General features: G+C 72.0%; 20 protein-coding genes. 11 read left to right on the top strand and 9 right to left on the bottom strand.

All coding sequences use genetic code 11. The features are described 5' to 3' along the window. Together ASE20_RS17700 and ASE20_RS17695 are read right to left on the bottom strand one after the other, a co-directional pair. The coding region (locus ASE20_RS17700; protein WP_200952860.1) for a hypothetical protein at positions 1-204 on the bottom strand (204 nt) is incomplete at its 3' end. 146 nt (positions 205-350) lie between these two features. Further along, on the bottom strand, positions 351-1,124 hold a 774-nt coding region (locus tag ASE20_RS17695), incomplete at its 3' end, for a hypothetical protein (RefSeq protein ID WP_225869231.1). A gap of 498 nt (positions 1,125-1,622) precedes the next feature. On the opposite strand from ASE20_RS17695, the gene ASE20_RS17690 reads away from it, so the two are divergent. From ASE20_RS17690 to ASE20_RS17675, 5 genes are all read left to right on the top strand, one after another. Further along, positions 1,623-3,065: a M1 family metallopeptidase gene (locus ASE20_RS17690; RefSeq protein ID WP_082612536.1), complete on the top strand. Its 1,443-nt coding sequence runs from the start codon at positions 1,623-1,625 to the stop codon at positions 3,063-3,065. 112 nt (positions 3,066-3,177) lie between these two features. After that, the gene (locus ASE20_RS24830; protein ID WP_157538685.1) at positions 3,178-3,348 is read left to right on the top strand and encodes a hypothetical protein; all 171 of its coding nucleotides are present in this window, start codon (positions 3,178-3,180) and stop codon (positions 3,346-3,348) included. Between the two features lie 22 nt (positions 3,349-3,370). Further along, a complete protein-coding gene (locus tag ASE20_RS17685; RefSeq protein ID WP_056895906.1) occupies positions 3,371-3,907 on the top strand; it encodes a PH domain-containing protein in 537 nt (178 codons plus the stop codon). Between the two features lie 25 nt (positions 3,908-3,932). Then, positions 3,933-4,904, top strand: coding sequence for a co-chaperone YbbN (locus ASE20_RS17680; RefSeq protein WP_056895905.1), 972 nt, complete (start codon positions 3,933-3,935; stop codon positions 4,902-4,904). A gap of 11 nt (positions 4,905-4,915) precedes the next feature. Continuing rightward, positions 4,916-5,650, top strand: coding sequence for an EI24 domain-containing protein (locus ASE20_RS17675; RefSeq protein WP_056895904.1), 735 nt, complete (start codon positions 4,916-4,918; stop codon positions 5,648-5,650). Here the strand turns inward: ASE20_RS17675 and ASE20_RS17670 are convergent. Beyond that, complete coding sequence (locus ASE20_RS17670; protein ID WP_056895903.1) at positions 5,637-6,527, bottom strand: LysR family transcriptional regulator; 891 nt, start codon at positions 6,525-6,527, stop codon at positions 5,637-5,639. The genes ASE20_RS17675 and ASE20_RS17670 overlap by 14 nt on opposite strands. 46 nt (positions 6,528-6,573) lie before the next feature. Here ASE20_RS17670 and ASE20_RS17665 point away from each other — a divergent pair, with 46 nt between their 5' ends. Continuing rightward, positions 6,574-7,524, top strand: a complete 951-nt coding sequence (locus tag ASE20_RS17665) for an EamA family transporter (protein WP_200952859.1) — start codon at positions 6,574-6,576, stop codon at positions 7,522-7,524. Here the strand turns inward: ASE20_RS17665 and ASE20_RS17660 are convergent. Together ASE20_RS17660 and glgB are read right to left on the bottom strand one after the other, a co-directional pair. Then, positions 7,448-8,224, bottom strand: coding sequence for an NUDIX domain-containing protein (locus ASE20_RS17660; protein ID WP_056895902.1), 777 nt, complete (start codon positions 8,222-8,224; stop codon positions 7,448-7,450). The genes ASE20_RS17665 and ASE20_RS17660 overlap by 77 nt on opposite strands. 25 nt (positions 8,225-8,249) lie before the next feature. Then, positions 8,250-10,166, bottom strand: a complete 1,917-nt coding sequence (gene glgB / locus ASE20_RS17655; protein WP_082612534.1) for a 1,4-alpha-glucan branching protein GlgB — start codon at positions 10,164-10,166, stop codon at positions 8,250-8,252. A 164-nt stretch (positions 10,167-10,330) separates the two neighbouring features. Here glgB and ASE20_RS17650 point away from each other — a divergent pair, with 164 nt between their 5' ends. The 4 genes from ASE20_RS17650 (at position 10,331) to ASE20_RS17635 (ending at position 13,030) form a co-directional block, all read left to right on the top strand. After that, positions 10,331-10,819, top strand: coding sequence for a DUF2975 domain-containing protein (locus ASE20_RS17650; protein WP_056895901.1), 489 nt, complete (start codon positions 10,331-10,333; stop codon positions 10,817-10,819). Further along, positions 10,819-11,025, top strand: a complete 207-nt coding sequence (locus ASE20_RS17645; RefSeq protein ID WP_056895900.1) for a helix-turn-helix domain-containing protein — start codon at positions 10,819-10,821, stop codon at positions 11,023-11,025. The genes ASE20_RS17650 and ASE20_RS17645 overlap by 1 nt, the downstream gene beginning before the upstream one ends. 30 nt (positions 11,026-11,055) lie before the next feature. Then, entirely contained in the window at positions 11,056-12,315 is a 1,260-nt protein-coding gene (locus ASE20_RS17640) for a multidrug effflux MFS transporter (protein WP_157538684.1), read from the top strand. Between the two features lie 103 nt (positions 12,316-12,418). After that, positions 12,419-13,030: a DUF6928 family protein gene (locus tag ASE20_RS17635; RefSeq protein WP_056895899.1), complete on the top strand. Its 612-nt coding sequence runs from the start codon at positions 12,419-12,421 to the stop codon at positions 13,028-13,030. Positions 13,031-13,034: 4 nt separating this feature from the next. Here ASE20_RS17635 and ASE20_RS17630 read toward each other — a convergent pair whose 3' ends face one another. From ASE20_RS17630 to glp, 4 genes are read right to left on the bottom strand one after another with little or no spacing between them, the layout of a single operon-like run. Continuing rightward, positions 13,035-14,345: a maltokinase N-terminal cap-like domain-containing protein gene (locus tag ASE20_RS17630; protein WP_056895898.1), complete on the bottom strand. Its 1,311-nt coding sequence runs from the start codon at positions 14,343-14,345 to the stop codon at positions 13,035-13,037. After that, positions 14,342-16,057, bottom strand: coding sequence for a maltose alpha-D-glucosyltransferase (gene treS, locus ASE20_RS17625; protein ID WP_056895897.1), 1,716 nt, complete (start codon positions 16,055-16,057; stop codon positions 14,342-14,344). Before treS ends, ASE20_RS17630 begins: the two co-directional genes overlap by 4 nt. After that, the gene (locus ASE20_RS17620; RefSeq protein WP_056895896.1) at positions 16,054-18,087 is read right to left on the bottom strand and encodes an alpha-1,4-glucan--maltose-1-phosphate maltosyltransferase; all 2,034 of its coding nucleotides are present in this window, start codon (positions 18,085-18,087) and stop codon (positions 16,054-16,056) included. The genes treS and ASE20_RS17620 overlap by 4 nt, the downstream gene beginning before the upstream one ends. 19 nt (positions 18,088-18,106) lie before the next feature. Further along, positions 18,107-19,339 carry a gephyrin-like molybdotransferase Glp gene (gene glp / locus ASE20_RS17615; RefSeq protein WP_056895895.1) on the bottom strand — a complete coding sequence of 411 codons (1,233 nt, stop codon included), beginning with the start codon at positions 19,337-19,339 and terminating at the stop codon, positions 18,107-18,109. 195 nt (positions 19,340-19,534) lie between these two features. On the opposite strand from glp, the gene glgP reads away from it, so the two are divergent. Further along, the gene (glgP, locus tag ASE20_RS17610; protein ID WP_056895894.1) at positions 19,535-22,120 is read left to right on the top strand and encodes an alpha-glucan family phosphorylase; all 2,586 of its coding nucleotides are present in this window, start codon (positions 19,535-19,537) and stop codon (positions 22,118-22,120) included. Positions 22,121-22,252 lie beyond the last annotated feature (132 nt).

The raw sequence follows: 22,252 nt of genomic DNA, 5'->3' as shown, positions 1-22,252 counted from the left end.
GTCGTTGTGGTCCCCGGTCTGTCCGGGTGGACCGTCCTTGTCGTAGGCGACGGTGTGGTCGTGATCCGGTGACCGTTTCGACTGCCCGAACAGCGTCGTCGCGTGGGGGAACACGTCGCCCAAGGTGCGGTACTCACTGCGCTTCTTGACGTCGATGGGGTGCTCGTAGCCGTTGACCGACCGCCCAGTGTGGAGGTCGATCACGGGGGTGATCGTGACGTTGGTGTGCCGGGCGAGCAGCGCCTGGACCTGGGTGAGGGTCCGGGGGCCGAGGTCCTCAACCCGCGCAACAGGTGCAAGGTCACCGGTGTCGGTGGTCGCGACGTGCACCACGACCTCCGCCGCACTTNGGGGTCGGCGGACATGGCGAACGCTTCGGCACGCCAGTGGTCCATCCCGAGGTCCTGCTCCTCGGGGGAGCCGTGCTCAGCGAGCGCGACCGCAAGCTGCTCGATGAACGCCTCATGGACCCGGGCGTCGGCCTCGTCGAGGCGGGCGTACGCGGTCGCGACCCCCGCGGCGTTGTCGACGCCCGCGATCTGGTCGCCGGGCTTCGGCTTGGAGTACCAGACCCCGTTGTGTCGTTGGTTGTGTTCGATGCGGTTCTGATGGGTGGTGGTGTCGGCTTCGATGATCTTGGCCTCGGCGATCGCGAGGATCCGGTTCGGTGCCTGCCCCAGGGCGGCAGCGACCGCGACATCGACGATCCGGGCCTGGTCGCGGGTCAGCTTGCGTGACAGGGTCGCGACCCGGCGGACCACCCAGGTCTCACATTCGAGCTTCTGGGCGCCGGCCCAGATCAGGGGGAGCCGGTGCCGCAGGTCGAGCGCATCAGCGAGAGCGCGGCGGGTCGCACCGACGCCTTCGCAGCGGGCGATGGCGATCTCGTCCAACGCCAGATCCGAGATGCCGGGGGTGCCCTCACCGCCGGGGTGGACCAGCTTCGGCCCACCGCGACGGACGGGCACCGCGCCGGGTTCGGCCTGGGGGTCGCCGGAGAACACGTCGGCCCAGGCGAGGAGGACCTGGAGTGCCTCGATCTCGACCAGGCGGCGTTCGGTCACGAGGTCCTCGGCGCGCGCCAGCAGCGAGGCCGGGGCGTGGGTCGAGGGGTCCGAGATCATGGATCCATTCTACTCGAACGCCTGTTCGAACGCTACTGGTGAGAGGGTTCTCCACAGGGCACTTTCGCCAGTTNACCCGCCCATCCACCCAGCCCTCTCGTCGCTGCCGCTTGAAAACGCCACCACCGACCAACGGATCCTCGAGGAGGAGCTCCAGCATCATGGCCAGAGGTGCGAGGCACGGCGCTGGCGCGCCTCGCACCTCAACCACCAGAGGTGACGGGTGCTGCGCGCCGTCCCCGACCAACCGAGAGCCGACCGCCGGACCCACCCGCCCAGCTCCCTCGTCGCTGCCGCTTGAAAACCCGACCCCGCGACCAACGGAACCCGAAGGAGGAGTCCCAGCATCGACCACAGAGGTTTCGAGGCTTGGCGCTGGCGCGCCTCACACCTCAACCACCGAAGGGTGACGGTCGTGGCGCGACTTCGCACCTCCACCACCGGCGTGACGGAGGTCGAGGGCGGAGCCCTGACGGCGCGCCGACGTACGCTGACGCCATGCGTTGGCGGATCGTTCTCGTGGTGCTCCTGTCCCTCCTGGTGCCGGGGCTCTCCGGCGCGTCCGCCGAGGAGCGGGTGTCCCTCCGGGCGGTGAGCGGCTCGCCCAACGGCCCCGACGCCTACTGGCCGCGTGACGGCAACGGCGGCACCAATGCGCTGCGCTACAACATCCACGTCACCTACGACTTCCGCAGCCGCAAGCTGTGGGGGCGCACGGTCGCGACGATGCGCGCCCAGGAGGCGCTGTCGAGCTTCCACCTCGACCTGCTGCTGCCCGTCAGCCGGGTCCGCGTCAACGGCCGGGCCGCGCGCTTCTCGAAGCCGACCCCGCACGAGCTGCGGGTCGTCCCCGCCACGGCGATCGCGAAGGGCACGACCTTCAAGGTCGACGTGACCTACGCCGGGTACCCCGGGCGGGCGTCGTACGCCGGCGAGCGCAACTGGCTCGCCGACGGCCAGGAGGTCGTGGCGATGAACCAGCCGCACATGGCGCCGTGGTGGTTCCCCTCCAACGACCACCCCACCGACAAGGCGCAGTTCGAGGTCCGGGTGACCGTCCCGCGCGCGAAGCGCGTGGTCAGCAACGGCACGCTCATCGACCGCACCGTCAACGGCACCCGGGCCACCACGCACTGGCGCGCGACCGACCCGATGGCGACCTACCTCGCGTTCTTCGCGGCCGGTGGGTATGCCGTCGAGACCGGCCGGAGCGCTGCGGGCATCCGCTACTACAACGCGGTGTCGACCCAGCTCCCGCCCGCCGCCCGGTCGGCCGCGATGGCGCAGCTGCGTCGGACCGGTGCGGTCACGGACTGGCTCGCCGGCCAGTTCGGGACGTACCCGTTCACCTCGACCGGCGGCCTGGTCACCGGTCTCGACGTCGGCTTCGCGCTCGAGAACCAGACCCGCCCGACCTACGGCGCGTGGATCTACCCGAGCGTCGTGGTCCACGAGCTGGCCCACCAGTGGTTCGGCGACAGCGTCTCGGTGCGCCGGTGGCGCGACATCTGGCTCAACGAGGGCTTCGCGTCCTACGCCGAGTGGGCCTTCGACGAGGCCCACGGCGGCACGAGCACCGCGGCCCGCCTGGGCTCGACCTACCGGGCGTGGTGCGACGCACCGACGGCGGACTTCTGGACCCTCGACCTGACCAGCCCCGGCGCGGCGCACATCTTCGACGAGCCGGTCTACGAGCGGGGCGCGATGGTGCTCGCCGCGCTGAAGAAGCGGATCGGCACGACCAACCTGCGCAACCTCCTGCGGGCCTGGGCCGCCGCCCACCACGACGGCAACGCCACCGTGGCCCAGTTCGAGGCCCTCGCGGCGTCGTACGGCGGCGGGCAGGACCTGGGCGGCTTCTTCGACGCGTGGCTGCGCGACGGCACGGTGCCGGCGGCAACCGCCGACAACGGGCTCGCGGGCGTCACCTGCCCCTCGTGACCGGGGCGCCAGGAGCCAGCGCGCCTCCCGCGCTGCAGGTGGGACCTTTGGTACCAATGTGTCGAACTGTGCCCGCAACGGCACGCCGGCGCCAGGATGGAGACACCCGCAGATGGACACCAAGAAGCTGATCGCCCTCGTGGTGGTCGTGTTCCTCGGGTTCTGGATGTTCACCGACCCCAACGGCCTCGCCGACACCTCCAAGTCTGCCGCCAGCAACGGCTGGGACCTGACGACCGACGCGTTCTCCGGCGTGATCGACTTCGTCGGCGCGATGGACTGATCCCGGGGACCGGGGCCGACCGATGAGCTTCGTCGCGGGCGTCGTGCTGCGGCTGGGCGACCCGAACATCGGCAAGCACCTGCTCCGTGACGAGGGCGAGGTGGTCGTCGACGAGGTGACCCACCACTGGTTCGCCTACCTCCGCCCCGGCGCGGAGGCCGCGCTGGCGATGCTGCTGCTGGTGGGGAGCTGGTTCGTCGCGGTCGAGGTCGCCTGGTTCTTCCTGGTCCTGGCCGTGCTGCTGCTCGCCCACGCGTCCTGGGGCGCGCTCGCGGTGCTGCGCGACCGCTTCGTGATCACCAACATGCGGGTGTTCCGCGTCCACGGCGTGCTCGCGCAGAGCCTGGCCACGATGCCGCTGAGCCGGATCCTCGACATCTCGGTCAAGAAGCCGCTGCACGGGCGGATCCTCGGCTTCGGCCACTTCTGCTTCGAGTCCGCGGCCCAGGAGCAGGGCCTGCGCGACATCCGGTACGTCGGGCGGCCCGACGAGCGCGACCTGGCCATCCAGCGGGTCGTCCAGCGGGCGGGACTCCGCGGCCCCCGCGTGCCCAACTGAGGACGGCTCCGTAGGATTTGCTGCCATGACGCAGCAGCCGTTCTCCCGTCCCGGAGCCATCGACCTCTCGGCGCTGGGCCGCACGGCCCCGGCCGCCCCCGCGGGTGCGCCCGCAGGTGGTGGCGGCGCCGGAGCCGGCGGTGGCGGGATCGCCGGGTCGGCGTACTCCGTCGCGGTCGACGAGACCAACTTCGAGACGGTGCTCCAGGCGTCGATGACCGCGCCGGTGGTGCTGGTCTTCCTCTCGCCGTCGCAGTCGCCCGAGAGCGTGCAGCTGGCCCGCGACGTGGCCACCGTCGCCGACGAGTACGACGGCCGCTTCCTCGCCGCGACCATCGACGTGGACGCCGTCCCGCAGATCGCGCAGGCCATGCAGATCCCGCAGGTGCCGCTGATGCTGGTCATCCTCGACGGCCGCCCGGCCACGCAGCCGATCCCCGGCGCGGCGCCGATCGACGACATCCGCGCGCTCTTCAACCAGCTCGCCCAGCAGCTCACCGCGCAGGGCATCGCCGGTCGCCACCAGCCCAACGCCCTCGGCGGTGCCGCCCCGGCCGGCGACGGCGAGGACGGCGAGCCGGAGCTGGACCCGCGCTACGCACCGGCGCAGGACGCGCTCGCCGCGGGCGACATCGACGCCGCGGTCGCGGAGTACCAGAAGCTCGCCGACGCGAACCCCGCCGACCACGAGGCCGTCGCCGGCCTGGCGATGGCCAAGGTGCTGCAGCGCACGCAGGGCGCCGACCTCAACGCCGCCCGCGCCGCGGCCGCCGCGAACCCCGACGACATCGACGCGCAGACCCTCGTCGCCGACCTGGACATGCTGGGCGGCCACGTCGAGGACGCCTTCGCGCGCCTGGTGGAGCTGGTCCGTCGTACCTCCGGCAAGGAGCGCGACCGGGCCCGCGAGCACCTGCTCGGCCTGTTCGGCGCGGTCGGCAACGACGACCCGCGGGTCCTCAAGGGCCGTCAGGCACTGGCCTCCGCGCTCTACTGACGGCCGTCCTGATGGGCTTCCGGCAGGGCGCCGCCTTCCTCGGTCGCGGGCTGCGGCTGTGGCGGGAGCGGCCTGCCCTGATGCTGCTCGGCATCGTCCCGGCGCTGATCGTGGCGGTCGTGATCGTCGCGCTGTTCGTGGTGCTGGTGGTCTACGCCGACGACGTCATCGACTGGGCGACCCCGTTCGCCGACGACTGGAACGACGGCGTGCGCACGGTGTTCCGCGGCGGCCTCTTCCTGCTGGCACTGGTCGGCGCCGGGATGCTCTCGATCGTCACCTTCACCGGACTCACCCTCGCCGTGGGCGACCCCTTCTACGAGAAGATCTGGAAGGAGGTCGAGCTCTCGCTCGGCGGCGACGTCCCGGACAGGGGCGTCGGCTGGATCCGCGGCATCGGTGACGGACTGGTGCTGGTGCTGATGGGCATCGCGACCGCCGTGATGGTGTTCGTGCTCGGCCTGCTGCCGCTGGTCGGCGCGGTGGTCGGCTTCGTGCTCGGCCTGGTCCTCTCCGGCCGCCTGCTCGCCGGCGAGCTCGTCTCCCGCCCGCTCGAGGCCCGCGGGATGGACCGCGCCGCCCGCGCCGCGCTGATGAAGCAGCACCGCGGCGCGATGCTCGGCTTCGGGGTCTGCGTGCAGGCCTGCTTCCTCGTGCCCTTCGGCGGCATCGCGGTGATGCCCGCCGCGGTGGCCGGGGCGACGTACCTGGCCCGGGAGGCGCTGGACGGCGTCAGGGCTGGCTGAACGCGGCCAGCACCGCCTGCACGGCGGGGGAGTCGGCCATGGTGCGCCGGTGCAGGGCGTCGACCAGCCGGATCGGCTCCGGGTCCACCACCGGTACGGCGACCAGGTCGTCGCCCAGCGGAGCACGACCCATCCGCGGGACCAGCGCCACGCCCAGCCCGGCGCGGACCAGCGCGAGGTGGGACTCGAACTCGCCGGAAACGTGGGCGATGCGCGGCGGGCGGCCGGTGCCGTCGTACATCCGCGAGAGCCACTGGCGGCAGATCGTGCCCTCGGGGGTGGCGATCCAGCCGACGTCGACGAGGTCTTGCGGGGTGACCCGCGGGCGCGCGGCGAGCGGGTCGTCGCGGTGCACGATCAGCTCGGCGAGGTCGGTGGCGACGGGGGTCGCGATGACGTGGTCCGGTACGGCGAGCGGGACGCCGCCCCAGCGGTGCACGATCCCGAGCTCGGCCTGGCCGGAGGAGATCAGGTCGACGACGTCCCACGGCTCGCGCTCGTCGAGGGTCAGGACGAGGTCGGGGTGCGCGTCGCGCAGGGCGCGCGCGATCGGGGCGATCAGTCCGCGCATCGCGGTCGAGAAGGCGGCGAGGCGGACCCGGCCGGCGACCACGCCGGCGCGCTGCTGGAGGCTCGCCTCGAGCTGCTCGAGGTCGTTGAGGACCTGCTCGCCGGCATCGACGAGGTGCTGTCCGTGGCTGGTCAGCATCACGCCGCGGCCCACCCGCTCGAGGAGAGGGACGCCGGTCTGCCTCTCCAGCCGCTTGACCTGCTGGGAGATCGCGCTGGGGGTGAAGCCGGTCGCGGCGGCCGCGGCGACGACCGAGCCGTGGGTGGCGACGGCGCGCAGGCCGGCGAGGGCGTCCAGATCGATCATGAAGCAACGCTACAACGAATCGCTAAGTTCTCTTCGCTGGTGCTTCATGGTCCGAGCGTCGATGCTGGACCACGTGACCCGCAAGGACCAGGCCCTCGCCGCCCTCGTCGCCGTGATCTGGGGCTTCAACTTCGTCGTGATCGACTGGGGGATGGGCGACGTCCCGCCACTGCTCTTCCTCGCCGCCCGCTTCCTCGCGGTACTGGTCCCGGCAGTCCTCCTGCTCCCGCGCCCGCCGGTCCCGTGGCGCACGATCCTGGCGGTCGGCGCCTTCATGTCGCTGGGCCAGTTCGGCTTCCTGTACGTCGCGATGGACGCCGGCATGCCGCCCGGGCTCGCCGGGCTGGTGCTCCAGGCGCAGGTGGTGCTGACGATCGCGCTGGCCGCCGTGGTGCTGCGGGAGCGGCCGACCCGGCCGCAGGTCGCCGGGGTCCTGCTCGGCGTCGTCGGCCTGGTGGTGGTCGGCCTCGGTCGAGGCGGACACGTGCCCGCCGCCGCGCTGGTGCTGTGCCTCAGCGCCGCACTGATGTGGGCGATCGGCAATGTCGTCTCGCGGGCCAGTGGTGCGACCGGCGGGTTGTCGCTGACCGTGTGGTCGGCGCTCGTCGTCCCCGTGCCGCTGGTGCTGCTGTCCCTCGTGGTCGACGGGCCGGCTGCCGTCGCGGACGGCGTGGCGGCCTTCGGCTGGCGCGCCGGGCTCTCGACGCTCTACACCGCGGGCCTCGCGTCACTGGTCGGCTACGGGCTCTTCAACGGACTGCTCTCACGCAACCCGTCGTCGGCGGTCGTGCCGTGGATCCTGCTCGTGCCGCCGGTCGCGATCGGCTCGGCGTGGGCGCTGCTGGACGAGGTGCCGTCGTCCGGCGAGCTCGCCGGGGGAGCACTGCTGGTGCTGGGGGTGCTCGTCGCGCAGGTCCGGTTCAGCGGCCGGACTCGGAGTACGCCGGCCCTTCACCCGCAAGGCTCGCCAGCGCCGCTCGCACCCGCCGGGCGGTGAAGTCGGCGGCCCGCTCGTCGACCTCGGCGAGGGTGAGGAACTCCGCCGTACGGATCTCGCGGGCCTGGGGCACGACCTGGTCGATGATCGAGGCCGGGCGCACCCCGCCGTCGAACACCAGGCAGAGCGCGTCGTCCCAGCCGCCCCACGGCGGCAGCCAGTCGGTGAGCAGCAGCGAGCCCGCGGGGATCTCGAGGGCGAGCTCCTCCTCGACCTCGCGGGACACCGCGACCAGGGGCGACTCGCCGACCTCGACCACCCCACCGGGCAGGTCCCAGTCGGCCTTGTAGGTCAGCTGGCACATCAGCACCCGCGCCTCGGGGCCGTCGGCGTCGCGCACCAGCATCTGCGCGATGCCGCGCTTGCGGGGCAGGAACGAGTTCAGCAGGGCGCGGAAGCCGCCGGGCTCGTGGACCGGCACGTCGTCGACGAGCCGCGCGTAGACGACCACGTCGCCCGTCCGGCCGCGCTGCACGCCCTCGCGCCGCAGCCCCGACCAGGTCGCGATCCGCTGTGCCTCGGCGTCGTCGATGCCGACCTTGACCTCGACCCGGTCATGGTCGGTCAACGCCTCGGCGACCTGGCGCCGGACGACGTCGACGGCCGCCTGCCAGCCACGCTCGGTGAGGTCGGAGCTCCAGGTCAGCCGGGCGACACCGTCGTCGACGGTGGCATGGCTGATCTCCGGCTGCTCGGACACAGCGCAAACCCTAGACGACAGGTCGTCATTCGCTGGAGGGAGCCAGCAACCACAGCGTCGCCAGCGGCGGGAGCACCAGGTCGGCGTACGCCGGGCTCCCGCCGGGGGCGCCGGACTCCATCGGTCCGGCCAGGGTGGCACGCACCGTGCCGAGGTTCCCGACCCCGCTGCCGCCGTACGACGACGCGTCGGTGTTGAGCAGCTCGACCCAGTCGCCACCGACCGGCAGGCCGAGGCGGTGGTCGTGGGGGACGGCAGCGAAGTTCGACACGCAGACCAGGTCCGGGACGCCCGGGGTGCCCGAGCGGCGGACGAAGGAGAAGACGTTCTGGCCGGCGTTCTGGGCGTCGATCCACGCGAAGCCGGCGGGGTCGTTGTCGAGGCGCCACAGCGCGGGCTGGTCGCGGTAGCGCGCGTTGAGGTCGCGCACGAAGTCGCGGACGCCGGCGTGGTCGGGCTTCTGCAGCAGCCACCAGTCCAGCTCGCGGGCCTCGGCCCACTCGGACTCCTGGGCGAACTCGCTGCCCATCATGATCAGCTGCTTGCCGGGGTGGGCCCACATGAAGGCGAGGTAGGCGCGCAGGGTCGCCAGCTGCTGCCAGCGGTCGCCCGGCATCTTGCGCACGAGCGAGCCCTTGCCGTGGACGACCTCGTCGTGGCTGAGCGGCAGCACGTAGTTCTCGGTGAACGCGTAGACGAGGGAGAAGGTCATCTCGCCGTGGTGGTAGGCGCGGTGCACCGGCTCGTGGCGGAGGTAGCCGAGGCTGTCGTGCATCCAGCCCATGTTCCACTTGAAGCCGAACCCGAGGCCGCCGCCCGCGGTCGAGCCGGTGACGCCGGGCCACGCGGTCGACTCCTCGGCGATCGTGACGATCCCGGGCACCCGCTTGTAGGCCGTGGCGTTCAGCTCCTGCAGGAACTGCACCGCCTCGAGGTGCTCGCGGCCGCCGTACCGGTTCGGGTGCCACTCGCCCTCGCTGCGGCCGTAGTCGAGGTAGAGCATCGACGCCACGCCGTCGACGCGCAGCCCGTCGACGTGGAACTCCTCGAGCCAGTACAGCGCGTTGGCGACGAGGAAGTTGCGGACCTCCGGGCGGCCGAAGTCGAAGATGTAGGAGCCCCACTCGGGGTGCCAGCCGCGCAGTGGGTCCGGGTGCTCGTAGAGGGCGGTGCCGTCGAAGCGGGCCAGGGCCCACTCGTCGGTCGCGAAGTGGCCGGGGACCCAGTCGAGGATCACCGCGATGCCGGCGGCGTGCAGCGCGTCGACGAGGCGGCGGAAGCCGTCGGGGTCGCCGAAGCGTGCGTCCGGGGCGAAGTACGACGTCACGTGGTAGCCCCACGAACCGCCGAACGGGTGCTGCATCACCGGCATCAGCTCGACATGGGTGAAGCCCAGGTCGGCGAGGTAGCAGGGCAGCTCCCCGGCGATCTCGTCGTAGGTCCAGAACGAGCCGTCCGGGTGCCTCTTCCACGAGCCGAGGTGCAGCTCGTAGGTCGCCATCGGCTCGTTGACCGGCTGCTTCGCGGCACGGGCGGCGAGCCACGCGTCGTCCTGCCACACGTGGGTGCTGGCGAACACGCGGGACGCGGTGGCCGGCGGCGGCTCGGCGAAGAACGCCATCGGGTCGGCCTTGTGCCGCCACACACCGTCGGCGCCCTCGACCACGAACTTGTACGACGCCCCCGAGCCCACGCCCGGCACGAACGCCTCCCACAGCCCCGAGCCGATCGAGGCCATCCGGTGGGCGTTGCCGTCCCAGCCGTTGAATTCGCCGATCACGCTGACGTTGCGCGCGTTCGGTGCCCACACGACGAAGCTCGTGCCGGGCTCGGGACCCGAGCGCACGTGGGCGCCGAGGGCCTGCCAGAGCTGCTCGTGGCGGCCTTCCGCCACGAGGTGGAGGTCGATCTCTCCGAGGGTCGTCGACACGTGCTGCGGCATCCTCTCGAGTCTAGCGAGCGTTGTCGGGTGCAGGTAGGCGTCCCGAACGCTCGCGGTACCCGCCCCGCCGGGGACCAGCCACCGAGACGAGTGATCTATTGATTTTCGATAGACTCTGAGTGATAGTCGATGTGTTGGCGTTGTTTGTCGAGAGGGATGTCGCTGTGGGAAATCTGGCCGTGCTCGCCCTGAAGGTCGTCCTCGCCTGTGCGCTGCTCGGGTCGCTGGTCGTGCAGGGCCTGATGGTGCCGCTGTTCTGGATCGACCTGGACGACGCGCCGACGTCCGTGCGCGTGCCTCTCGTCGTGGTGGTCGTGCTCGGGATCGTCTGCCTGCAGGTGATCGCGGTGTGCCTGTGGCGGCTCGCGACCATGGTGCGCCGGGGGACGGTGTTCTCCCCGCGCGCCTTCCGGCTGGTGGACGTCGTCATCGGTGCGACGGCGACGGGCGCCGTCCTCACCTTCGCGATTGCGGTCGTCCTGGCTCCGGGTGAGTCCGTGGCGCCGGGGATCGTGGGCCTGGTCTGCGGCCTGGCGCTGGTGGTCGGCGGCGTGGCGCTGCTCGTGCTCGTCCTGCGGATGCTGCTGGTCCAGGCCGTCGCGACCGACTCCCGGGCCCGGGTCCTGCAGTCCGAGCTCGACGAGGTCATCTGATGGCGATCGTCGTACGGATCGACGTGGAGCTGGCCCGCCGCAAGATGAGCGTCGGCGAGTTCGCCGAGAGGGTCGGGCTCACGCCGGCCAATGTCGCGGTGCTCAAGAACGGGCGCGCGAAGGCGGTGCGGTTCAGCACGCTCGAGGCGATGTGCCGGGTGCTGGAGTGCCAGCCGGGCGACCTGCTGGAGTTCGTCGAGGACTGAGTTCTCCCGTTGTTCTGGTCTGATGGGGCGGTGAGGAGCGCGGAGGAGTCGACCGGTTGGCGGCTCGCCGTCCTCGTGCCCGCCGTGCTGGCGTTCTTGTCGATGATCGGGCCGTTCAGCATCGACACCCCGTTCCCGGCCTTCGCCGAGATGGGCCGCGACCTCGACGTGAGCACCGGCCAGCTGCAGCTGGTCGTCACCGTCTACCTCGCGTCCTTCGCTGCGATGAGCGTGCTGCACGGACCGATCTCCGACGCGGTCGGCCGCCGCCCGGTGATGCTCGTGGGCCTCAGCCTGTACGTCGTCGCCTCGATCGCGTGCGCCCTCGCGCCCACCCTGGGGTGGCTCCTGGCCGGCCGCGCCGTGCAGGGGCTCAGCGCCGGCGGCGCCACCATCGTGAGCCGGACCGTCATCCGCGACCTGTTCACCGGGCCCGCCGCGCAACGGCTGATGAGCCGGGTCGCGGTCATCTTCGGCATCGCTCCCGCCATCGGCCCGATCGTCGGCGGCCTCGTGCTGCAGCTCGGCGAGTGGCCGCTGGTCTTCGTCTTCCAAGCCGGGCTGGGTGTGGCGCTGATCCTCGCCGTCGTCCTGCTCCTCCCGGAGACGCACCCGCCCGCCCGTCGTACCTCACTCCGGGTGGGGGAGGTCCTCGGCGGCCTCGCCGCGGTGGCCCGCCGCCCCGCCTTCCACCTGCTGGCGTGGTCGACCGCGCTGATCTTCGGCGCGCAGTTCCTCTACATCGGCGGCGCCGCGATCTTCGTCGTCGACGTGCTCGGCGAGGGCGAGCTCGACTTCTGGAAGCTCTTCGTCCCGATGATCGGCTGCATGATGCTCGGCTCCTGGCTGTGCGGCCGCGCCGCCGGCCGGATCACGGCGCGCCGGCTGACCTCGATCGGCTGCACGACCTCCTTCGTCGGCGGCGTGGTCGGCGTCCTGATCGCCGCCTCACCCCTCGCCACCGACCTCCCGTGGGCGGTCGTCGGCGTCAGCCTGATCGCCCTCGGCAACGGCATCACCTACCCGACGATCCAGCTGCTGCTGCTCGACCTCTTCCCCGGACGCCTCGGCGCCGTCGTGTCGATGTCGTCCTTCATGGCGCTGGTGCTGAACGCCGTCACGGCGGTCGCCGTCACGCCGTACGTCGGGACGTCGGCGCTCGGCTTCGCCACCGCCGCCCTCGTCGGCGTCGCCGCCGGGCAGCTGTGCTGGGCCTGGCACTGCGCGATCGAGAGCCGCGACTGCGCGGCCGAGGGTGTGGGCGACCGCGAGCCGGTCGAGCTCCTCTAGCCGGTTCGCCGCGACGCCCGGCGCGGCCGCACCGCTGATCGTCATCGGCGCGGCGCCGGTGGTGCGCTGGATGTTCTGAGGCCGCGACTGCTTGGATGCCTGCATGGGCGCCAAGTTCTGGATGGTCGTGTACGCCGACGGCCCGGTCCCGCCGCTGCTGCGGGCCGGGTCGGAGCTCGACGAGGAGGCGACCGAGGCACTGGTGGCCCGGCTACATCCCGGGGCCACCCTGACCGGGCTCGGGTACGGCGACCTGCTCGACCACCCGAACCCGCCCGAGAACGAGGCCTGGGCCGCGGTCCACGACGGCGTCGCGATCGTGTGCACGACGCGGGTGGCCCTGGACAGGGCCACCGACATCACGCCGACGATCGTCGGGGCGATGCCGGGGCGCACGACGTACGTCGCCGCGATGCACAGCGTCGTGGACTGGTTCGCGTTCGCGATCTGGGGGCCGGACGGGGAGCTCGTCCGCGCGCTGAGCCTGTCGCCCGACGACGGCGTCATCGAGAACATCGGTGAGCCGCTGGCGTTCGAGGCGCCGTACTGGGCAGGAGAGCACGCCGAGGACGACGACTACCCGCTGCCGTTCCACCCGCTCGAGCTCGGCGAGGACGCGATCGGCCAGCTGTTCGGGTTCTGCTACGAGGGGATGCTTCCGCCGGACGCGATCGACGTCGAGGACGTGACCCTGCTCGGCTTCCGGATCGGCTGAGCGCTCAACCCACCAGTCGCGCGACCCCCGCCAGCGGGATCGACAGCCACGTCGGCCGGTTCCGTGCCTCGTAGAGGCACTCGTAGACCGCCTTGTCGACGACGTACGCCGTGAGCAGGGCGCGGTCCGCGGGGCCGAGCCCACCCTCGCCGCAGTACGACGCGAGGAAGGCCCGCCGGTTGCGTCGGGCCCACTCGTCCGCCCGGACGGCGCGCTGGCGCGCCTCGTCGGGACTGTCCTCGGGGAGGGATGCGGCGACCGCGTGCGGGGCGTAGTCGAAGGACCGGGTCATCCCGGCGACGTCGCGCCACGGGGAGTCGGCGAGCAGGCGCTCGGCGAGCGTCTTGGCGGGCTCGCCCTCGAAGTCGACGAACTTCCAGCCCGCGACGGTGCGCAGCGTCTGGCCGAGGTGGAGGTCGGCGTGGATGCGCTGGACCGGGACCTCGCCGAGGCCGGCGACCGCCGCGAAGACGGCGCGGGCGCCCTCGGCGTGGTCCGCGAGCTGGGGGACCACCCCGATGGCGGCGTCGAGGCGCTGGGTCATCAGCTCGGCCAGCGCCGAGGCATCCACCGTGGAGACGGGGAAGGACTCCCGCAGCTGCTGGTGGACCTCGGCGAGTGCCTCACCGAGCCGGGCCGCCTCACCGGCGAAGTCGCCGCCGACCTCCTCGGCGTGCAGGTCGCCCTCGGCGAACAGGTCGCGCACGCTGGCGAGTGCCTGGCCCCAGCCGTCGCTCGCCGTGCGCAGGAACTGCTGCAGCATGCCGAGCTGGGTGTCGTCACGCTCGATCCAGCCGTAGAGCGCGGCCACGTGGGTCGAGCCGGCCTCGGTGAGGGCGCGGTGGGTGGTGACGTCGGGGTTCTCGCCGGGGGTCACCTTGCGGAACAGCTTGAGGACGGAGTCCTCGCCGAAGAACACCGAGGAGTTCGACTGCTCGCCGCTGAACAGGCTCGCCGTCGCGTCGAGGTCGAGGTCGTGTCCCTCGAGGCGTACGAAGCGCAGGCCGCCCGCGTCGTCGGAGGCGAAGGCCCGCAGGTAGCCCGCCATGGCGTCGCGGTCCTGGACGGCGTCGTAGGCGACGCGGTCCTGCCAGGTGCCGACGAGGGCGTGCTCGAGCCGGTCCTGCGGCTCGTCGTAGAGGGCCAGCGGGATCTGGTAGAGCTCGACGTCACCCTCGGTGTAGGTCACCTCGGCGAGGACGACCGCCACCGCGGGCGTGCCGCCCACCGTGCCGACCTGCTCGGTGCCGGTGACCTCGAAGGTCCGCCCCTTGCCGCCGAACCAGCGGCTGCGCTCGAGGAAGGGCTTGATCACAGCACCGGCCTCCCCGTCGTGTCCGGATCCGTCAGTCGGAACCAGTAGAAGCCGTGCCCGCTGAGCGTCAGGAGATACGGGAGCTCGCCGATCGCCGGGAACGGCACGCCGCCGATCAGCTCGACCGGGACGCGTCCCTCGAAGCGACGCAGGTCCAGCTCGACCGGCTGCGGGAAGCGCGAGAGGTTGTTGACGCAGAGGATGACGTCGGACGCGCCCGGCAGCTCGCGGACGTAGGACAGCACGGTCGGGTTGGAGCCGCCGAGGTCCTCGAAGGTGCCGAGGCCGAAGGCGTCGTGCTGGCGGCGGATGTGGATCATCCGGCGGGTCCAGTGCAGCAGGGACGAGGGGTTCTCGAGCTGCGCCTCGACGTTGACGCTCTGGTAGCCGTAGACAGGGTCCTGGATCGCCGGCAGGTGCAGCTTGCCGGGGGTGGCCGAGGAGAAGCCGGCGTTGCGGTCGGGTGTCCACTGCATCGGCGTACGGACGCCGTCGCGGTCACCGAGCCAGATGTTGTCGCCCATGCCGATCTCGTCGCCGTAGTAGAGGACCGGCGATCCGGGCAGGGAGAGCAGCAGTGCGGTGAACAGCTCGATCTGGTTGGTGTCGTTGTCGAGCAGGGGAGCGAGCCGACGGCGGATGCCGATGTTGGCCTTCATGCGGGGGTCCTTGGCGTACTCGCCCCACATGTAGTCGCGGTCCTCGTCGGTGACCATCTCCAGCGTCAGCTCGTCGTGGTTGCGCAGGAAGATGCCCCACTGGCAGCCCGCCGGGATGGCCGGGGTCTGCTCCATGATCTCCGAGATCGGGAAGCGCGACTCGCGACGCACGGCCATGAAGATGCGCGGCATCACGGGGAAGTGGAAGGCCATGTGGCACTCGGTGCCGACGACCTCGCCGGACTCGTCCTCCTCCGGGCCGAAGTACTCGACGACGTCGGTCGGCCACTGGTTGGCCTCGCACAGCAGCACCCGGCCGGGGTAGTTGTCGTCGACGAAGCGGCGCACCTTCTTGAGGAAGTCGTGCGTCTCGGGGAGGTTCTCCCCGTTGGTGCCCGCTCGCTCGTAGAGGTAGGGCACCGCGTCGAGGCGGAAGCCGTCGAGGCCCATGTCGAGCCAGAAGGCCATCGCCTCCAGCATCGCGTCGTGGACCCGCGGGTTGTCGAAGTTCAGGTCGGGCTGGTGGTGGAAGAAGCGGTGCCAGAAGTACTGGCCCCGGACCTGGTCGTAGGTCCAGTTCGACGGCTCGGTGTCGACGAAGATGATCCGTGCGTCCTGGTAGAGCTCGTCGGTGTCGGACCAGACGTAGAAGTCGCCGTACGGGCCCTCGGGGTCGGAGCGCGAGGCCTGGAACCACGGGTGCGCGTCGCTCGTGTGGTTCATGACGAAGTCGATGATCACGCGGATCCCGCGCTCGTGGGCGGCGTCGAGGAAGGCGTGGAAGTCCTCGACGGTGCCGATCTCGGGGAGGATCCCGGTGTAGTCCGCGACGTCGTAGCCACCGTCGCGCAGCGGCGAGGTGAAGAACGGCGGCACCCACAGGCAGTCGACGCCGAGCCACTGCAGGTAGTCGAGCTTCTCGGTGAGCCCGCGGAAGTCGCCCGTGCCGTCGGCGTTGGAGTCGCGGAAGGACCGCACCAGCACCTCGTAGAAGACGGCCCTCCGGAACCAGTCCGGCTCGTCGTTCAGCACGACCTGCTCCGTCGCCGTCATCCGGCGGCTCCCTTCACGACGAGGATGTGCGCTGGCTGCGCGGGTGCGAGCCGGACGTAGTTGTGCTCGCCCCAGGTCCAGTCCTCGCCGGTGGCCTCGTCGTGGACGGCGTACGACGAGTGCGGCGCCAGCCCGAGGGCGGCCAGGTCGAGGTGGACCATCGTCTCGCGCGGCTGGTGCGGGTCGAGGTTGAGCACCACGATCACGCGGTCACTGCTGCCGTCGGGGAGGGCGGCCACCTTCGAGAAGCACAGGATGTGCTCGGAGTCCGTGCGGTGCACGGTGAGGTTGCGCAGCAGCTGCAGCGCGGGGTGGGCGCGGCGCACGGTGTTGAGCATCGTGACGTACGCCGTCAGGTCGGCGCCCACCGTGCCCGGCGCCGTCGCCGCGGCCCAGTCACGCACCCGCACCTGGTACTTCTCCGAGTCGAGGTACTCCTCGCTGCCCGGTCGTACGGCGACGTGCTCGCCGAGCTCGTAGCCGGCGTACATGCCCCACAGCGGCGACGACAGCGCCGCCAGCGCGGCCCGGATCCGGAAGGCGCCCGGCCCGCCGTACTGCAGGAACTCGTGGAGGATGTCGGGGGTGTTGACGAAGAAGTTCGGCCGCACCCGGTGGGCCGACTCCTGGCTCACCTCGCGCAGGTAGTCCTCGATGTCGACCTTCTCGGTGCGCCACGTGAAGTACGTGTACGACTGGTGGAAGCCGATCGCGCCGAGGGTCTGCATCATCGGCGGCTTCGTGAACGCCTCGGACAGGAAGACCACGTCGGGATCGGTCCGCCGCACCTCCGCGAGCAGCCACTGCCAGAACGCCACCGGCTTGGTGTGCGGGTTGTCGACGCGGAAGGTGCGCACGCCGTGCGCCATCCACAGCCGGACGACGCGCAGCACCTCGGCGGCGATGCCCCCGGGGTCGTTGTCGAAGTTGACCGGGTAGATGTCCTGGTACTTCTTGGGCGGGTTCTCGGCGTACGCGATCGTGCCGTCGGCCCGCGTCGTGAACCACTCCGGGTGCGCCGCGACCCACGGGTGGTCGGGCGCGCACTGCAGCGCGAGGTCCAGCGCCACCTCCAGGCCCTGCGCGTTGGCGGCCGCGACGAAGGCGTCGAAGTCCTGGAACGTGCCGAGGTCGGGATGGATCGCGTCGTGCCCCCCGTGGCGGCTGCCGATCGCCCACGGCGACCCGGGCCAGTCGTCGGGGGTCGGCTCGCCGTCGGGCAGGACGGCGTTGTTGGGTCCCTTGCGGTTGACCTCGCCGATCGGGTGGATCGGCGGCAGGTAGAGCACGTCGAAGCCCATCGCGGCGACCGCGGGCAGTCGCTCGGTGGCGGTGGCGAAGGTCCCGGAGACGACCTCCCCGGTCCTGCGGTCGTAGGTCGCGCCCTCGGAGCGCGGGAAGAACTCGTACCAGCTCGCGAAGCGCGCGGCGGGCCGGTCGACGAACACCGGGAAGGGACCCGTCACCGTCAGCAGGTCGCGGAGCGGGTGCGCCTCGAGCGTGGCGACCACCTCGGGTGACTCCAGCTGCGCGAGCCGCGCCTCGACGGGTCGGGTGGTGTCGCCCGCCGCCGCGCCGGCGGCCTTCAGGGTCGCCTGCTCGGCCTTCGTCAGGCCGCCGCCGGCGAGGACCCGCTCGACCAGGAGCCGGCCCTCCGTGAACATCAGCTCGACGTCCACGCCGGCGCGGATCTTGATGCCCGCGTCGTGGAACCAGGTGCCGAGCGGGCTCGACCACGAGTGGATCTCGAAGGCCCACGAGCCGGGCGCGTCGGGGGTGACCCAGGCGTCGTACCGGTCGACGGAGTAGCGGTCGACCGCCGGCCGCGGGGCCATCCGGACGGGTGGTCGTCGCCGCCCGTCGGGGCCCACGAGCACGACCTCGGCGCCGAGGCGGTCGTGGCCCTCGCGGAAGACCGTGGCGCTGACGGGGAACGGCTCGCCGACACTGGCCTTCGCCGGGAGCGGTCCCTCGGCCGGCCCGGTCTCGAGAACCGGCTTGACGTCGATGACGGGGATGCGTCCGACCATGCGTCGAACCTATCGGGTCTCAGGACAGCGCCAAGTCCCAGACCTCGACGGTGGTGCCTACGGCGAGCTCCTCGTCGCCGGGGGAGAGGTCGATCAGTGCGTCCGCGCCGGCGAACCAGCCGAGGAAGCCCGACCCCGGCGGGCCCCACGGCGTGACCGTCCCGGCATCGCGGTCGAGGCGGGCACGCCGCCACTGCTGCTTGGTGCGCAGCGGCGTGAGGGCCTCGGTGAGGGTCGCGCGGACGACGGGCCGGTGGGGGCGCGGGTGGCCGAAGGCGGCGCGCAGCGCGGGTCGCACGAACACCTCGTACGACGTCAGCGCGCTGACCGGGTTGCCCGGCAGGCACACCACCGGCGTACCGCCGACGAGGCCCGAGCCCTGCGGCATCCCGGGCTGCATGGCGACCTTCACGAACTCCACCCCGCGCGGGCCCAGACCATCCTTGACCACCTCGTAGGCGCCCGCGCTCACGCCGCCGGAGGTCAGCACCAGGTCGACCTGGCCACCAGCCGTCTCGGCGTCGAGCAGGGAAAGGAAGCTCGGGACGTCGTCGGCGACCCACAGCCTGCGGACCGCGTCCGCGCCGGCCTCCTCGACGGCGGCGGCGAGCAGGGCGCCGTTGGCGTCGCGGATCTGGCCCGAGCCCGGCACCGGGTCCTCGGCCAGCTCGGAGCCGGTCGACACGACGAGCACGCGGGGGCGCCGTCGTACGACGACCTCGGCCACGCCGAGCGCCGCGAGCACGCCGAGCTGGGCGGCGCCCAGCAGCGCCCCGGCGGCGAGCACCTCGTCGCCCACCGCGACGTCACCGCCGACCGGCCGGACGAAGCTCCCGGCCTCTCGGGACGCCGAGATCGTGACGGTCTCGGTGCCACCGTCGGTGACCTCGACCTCAACCACCGCGTCGGCGCCGCGGGGGACCGGCGCGCCGGTCATGATGCGCAGCGTGGTGCCGGGCGCGAGCTCGCCCACCGGTGCGCCCGCCGGGATGTCGCCCTCGACGGGCAGGGTCACGGGCGTGGCGTCGGTGGCGCCGGCCACGTCGGCCGCGCGCACGGCGTACCCGTCCATGCCGGAGTTGTCGAAGGACGGCAGCGGCTCGCTCGCCCGGACCGGCTCGGCCAGCACCCGCCCGCGGGCCTCCGCGGTCGGCACGGTCTCGGTCGGCCAGGCGCTCGGGCCGCCGGCGGGGGCGAGCAGGAAAGTGACGTGCTGCTGGTGCTCGGCGACCGAGCGGAGTGGGGTGCTCATCGCGGGCCAGCCTAGGAGACTGCTGAACAAGACGGAGGACGAGCGAGGCAGCCCCCATGACCCGCCTCGCCCGTCCGCTGCCGTGCCCAACCACCGTGGTCCCGCCGGGTTACGGCCTGTCGCAGGCAAATCCCGGCGACCACGGTGCGAGCCGGCCATTGGATCGTTCAAGTCAGATTGGTTACCGTCGGAGCCATGCGTGCGATCCGGAGGTTCACGGTCCGCCCCGTCCTGCCCGACGCGCTTGCCTCGCTGGGTGAGCTCGCCGCCAACCTGCGCTGGTCGTGGCACCCACCGACCCAGGCGCTCTTCGAGGAGATCGATGCGGACCGGTGGCACGAGGTCGGCCACGACCCGCTGCGACTGCTCGGCGAGGTCCCGGGGGAGCGGTGGGCCGAGCTCGCCGCCGACGAGGGGTACGTCGCCCGGGTCGCGGACGTGCGTGCGGACCTGGCGTCGTACCTGACCGGGGAGCGGTGGTACCAGCGCGCCTCCGCCGCCGCGCCCGACGAGACCTGGCCAGCGTCGATCGCCTACTTCTCGCCGGAGTTCGGCATCACGGCCGTGCTGCCGCAGTACTCCGGCGGCCTCGGCATCCTCGCCGGCGACCACCTCAAGGCCGCCAGCGACTTGGGTGCGCCGATCGTCGGCGTCGGTCTGCTCTACCGCCACGGCTACTTCAAGCAGGCGCTGTCCCGCGAGGCCTGGCAGGTCGAGAGCTATCCGGTGCTCGACCCCGACGGGCTGCCGATCTCGCTGCTCCACGAACACGACGGCAACCGCGCCACCATCTCGATCCGGATGCCCGGTGGCCCTGACCTGCTGGCCCGGATCTGGGTGGCGTCGGTCGGGCGCGTGCCGCTGCTGCTGCTCGACACCGACTTCGAGGAGAACCCCGAGCAGTACCGGCTGATCACCGACCGTCTCTACGGCGGCAACACCGAGCACCGCCTGCGCCAGGAGCTGCTCCTGGGCGTCGGCGGCGTGCGGGCGCTGCGGGCGTACTCGCGCATCACCGGTGCCCCCGCGCCCGAGGTGTTCCACACCAACGAGGGCCACGCCGGCTTCCTCGGCGTCGAGCGGATCCGTGAGCTGACGGCCGACAGCGACCTGGACTTCGCGACCGCCCTGGAGATCGGTCGTACGTCGACCGTCTTCACCACGCACACGCCGGTTCCCGCCGGCATCGACCGGTTCCCGCGGACGCTCGTCGAGCAGTACCTCGGCGAGCAGGGCTCCACCCCCGGCGTCCCCGTCGAGCTGGTGCTCGGCCTCGGCTCCGAGGACTACGAGGGCGGCGACCCGGGCGTGTTCAACATGGCGGTGATGGGCTTCCGGCTCGCCCAGCGCGCCAACGGCGTCTCGCAACTGCACGGTCACGTGAGCCGTGGGATGTTCAACGGCCTGTGGCCGGCCTTCGACGAGGCCGAGGTCCCGATCACGTCGATCACCAACGGCGTGCACGCGCCGACCTGGGTCGCGCCCGAGGTGGTCGCCCTGGCGTCCGCCCAGGGCGCCGACTGGGAGGGCGACGACACCGAGGCGTTCTGGGCTGCCTTCGAGAAGGTGGCCGGTACGGACGTCTGGAGCACCAAGCGTGCCCTGCGCGAACGGCTGGTCGCCGACGCCCGGCGCCGGCTGCGCAAGTCGTGGGAGAAGCGCGGCGCCGCGCCCGCCGAGCTCGGCTGGATCGACGACGCGCTCGACCCGGACGTGCTGACCATCGGCTTCGCGCGCCGGGTGCCGTCGTACAAGAGGCTGACGCTGATGCTGCGCGACCCCGAGCGCCTCAAGGCGCTACTGCTGCACCCCGAGCGTCCAGTCCAACTGGTCGTCGCCGGCAAGGCGCACCCCGCCGACGACGGCGGCAAGCGGCTGATCCAGGAGCTGGTCCGCTTCGCCGACGCCGAGGACGTCCGCCACCGGATCGTGTTCCTGCCCAACTACGACATCGCGCTCGCGCAGCCGCTCTACCCCGGCTGCGACGTGTGGCTCAACAACCCGCTGCGTCCCTACGAGGCCTGCGGCACCTCCGGCATGAAGGCCTCGCTCAACGGCGGCCTCAACCTGTCGATCCTCGACGGCTGGTGGGACGAGTGGTACGAGCCGGAGTTCGGCTGGCCGATCCCGTCGGCCGACGGGCTCGAGGACTACTCCGACAAGCGCGACGACCTCGAGGCAGCGGCCCTCTACGACCTCATCGAGAACGAGGTCGCCCCCCGCTTCTACGACGTGGACGCCGACGGTGTCCCCGTGCGCTGGGTCGAGATGCTGCGCCACACCTGGGCCCAGCTCGGTCCGAAGGTGCTCGCGACCCGCATGGTCCGCGACTACATCGCGAAGCTCTACGCCCCGGCCGCCGCCTACTCCCGCCTGCTCGCCTCGACTCCTGACGGGGCGCGCGACCTCGCGTCCTGGAAGGCACGGGTCCGCGGCGCCTGGGACGGCGTCCGCGTCGAGCACGTCGAGGCCGCCGGCGTCGGCGACACGGTCGAGGTGGGTGCGGGCCTCGCGGTGCACGCCTACGTCGCCCTGGGCGAGCTCGCCCCCGGCGACGTCGAGGTCCAGCTGGTCCACGGCCGCGTGGACGCCGAGGACGACCTCGTCGACACCGCCGTCGCGCCGCTGCGCCTCGTCGAGTCGTACGACGGCGGCCGCCACCGCTTCGACGGCGACCTCGAGCTCGGCCGCCCCGGCCCGTTCGGCTACACCGTCCGGGTGGTCCCGAAGCACCCGCTCATGGTGGCGCCCGCCGAGCTGGGGGTCGTCGCGCTCGCCTGACCCACGAACCGTGCGTGTTGGCACCACGAACCGTGCGTGTTGGCACCACGAACCCTGGCTGTCGGCACCCTGAGGTGTGACTGGTGGTCGTCCAGCGGTGCCACGGCCGNGCTCACGGTTCGTGGTGCCACG

The sequence above is a fragment of the Nocardioides sp. Root240 genome, from assembly GCF_001428825.1.
Taxonomy (GTDB): domain Bacteria; phylum Actinomycetota; class Actinomycetes; order Propionibacteriales; family Nocardioidaceae; genus Nocardioides.
Note: the sequence above shows the minus strand (reverse complement) of the source record. Positions and strands in the feature narration are given on the sequence as shown.

What these genes read in the sequence shown, in the direction of transcription:
- ASE20_RS17690 (WP_082612536.1), top strand. Translation starts at nt 1,623, where the DNA reads ATGCGTTGGCGGATCGTTCTCGTGGTGCTCCTGTCCCTCCTGGTGCCG.
- ASE20_RS24830 (WP_157538685.1), top strand. Translation starts at nt 3,178, where the DNA reads ATGGACACCAAGAAGCTGATCGCCCTCGTGGTGGTCGTGTTCCTCGGG.
- ASE20_RS17685 (WP_056895906.1), top strand. Translation starts at nt 3,371, where the DNA reads ATGAGCTTCGTCGCGGGCGTCGTGCTGCGGCTGGGCGACCCGAACATC.
- ASE20_RS17680 (WP_056895905.1), top strand. Translation starts at nt 3,933, where the DNA reads ATGACGCAGCAGCCGTTCTCCCGTCCCGGAGCCATCGACCTCTCGGCG.
- ASE20_RS17675 (WP_056895904.1), top strand. Translation starts at nt 4,916, where the DNA reads ATGGGCTTCCGGCAGGGCGCCGCCTTCCTCGGTCGCGGGCTGCGGCTG.
- ASE20_RS17670 (WP_056895903.1), bottom strand. Translation starts at nt 6,527, where the DNA reads ATGATCGATCTGGACGCCCTCGCCGGCCTGCGCGCCGTCGCCACCCAC.
- ASE20_RS17665 (WP_200952859.1), top strand. Translation starts at nt 6,574, where the DNA reads ATGGTCCGAGCGTCGATGCTGGACCACGTGACCCGCAAGGACCAGGCC.
- glgB (WP_082612534.1), bottom strand. Translation starts at nt 10,166, where the DNA reads ATGCCGCAGCACGTGTCGACGACCCTCGGAGAGATCGACCTCCACCTC.
- ASE20_RS17645 (WP_056895900.1), top strand. Translation starts at nt 10,819, where the DNA reads ATGGCGATCGTCGTACGGATCGACGTGGAGCTGGCCCGCCGCAAGATG.
- ASE20_RS17635 (WP_056895899.1), top strand. Translation starts at nt 12,419, where the DNA reads ATGGGCGCCAAGTTCTGGATGGTCGTGTACGCCGACGGCCCGGTCCCG.
- treS (WP_056895897.1), bottom strand. Translation starts at nt 16,057, where the DNA reads ATGACGGCGACGGAGCAGGTCGTGCTGAACGACGAGCCGGACTGGTTC.
- ASE20_RS17620 (WP_056895896.1), bottom strand. Translation starts at nt 18,087, where the DNA reads ATGGTCGGACGCATCCCCGTCATCGACGTCAAGCCGGTTCTCGAGACC.
- glp (WP_056895895.1), bottom strand. Translation starts at nt 19,339, where the DNA reads ATGAGCACCCCACTCCGCTCGGTCGCCGAGCACCAGCAGCACGTCACT.
- glgP (WP_056895894.1), top strand. Translation starts at nt 19,535, where the DNA reads ATGCGTGCGATCCGGAGGTTCACGGTCCGCCCCGTCCTGCCCGACGCG.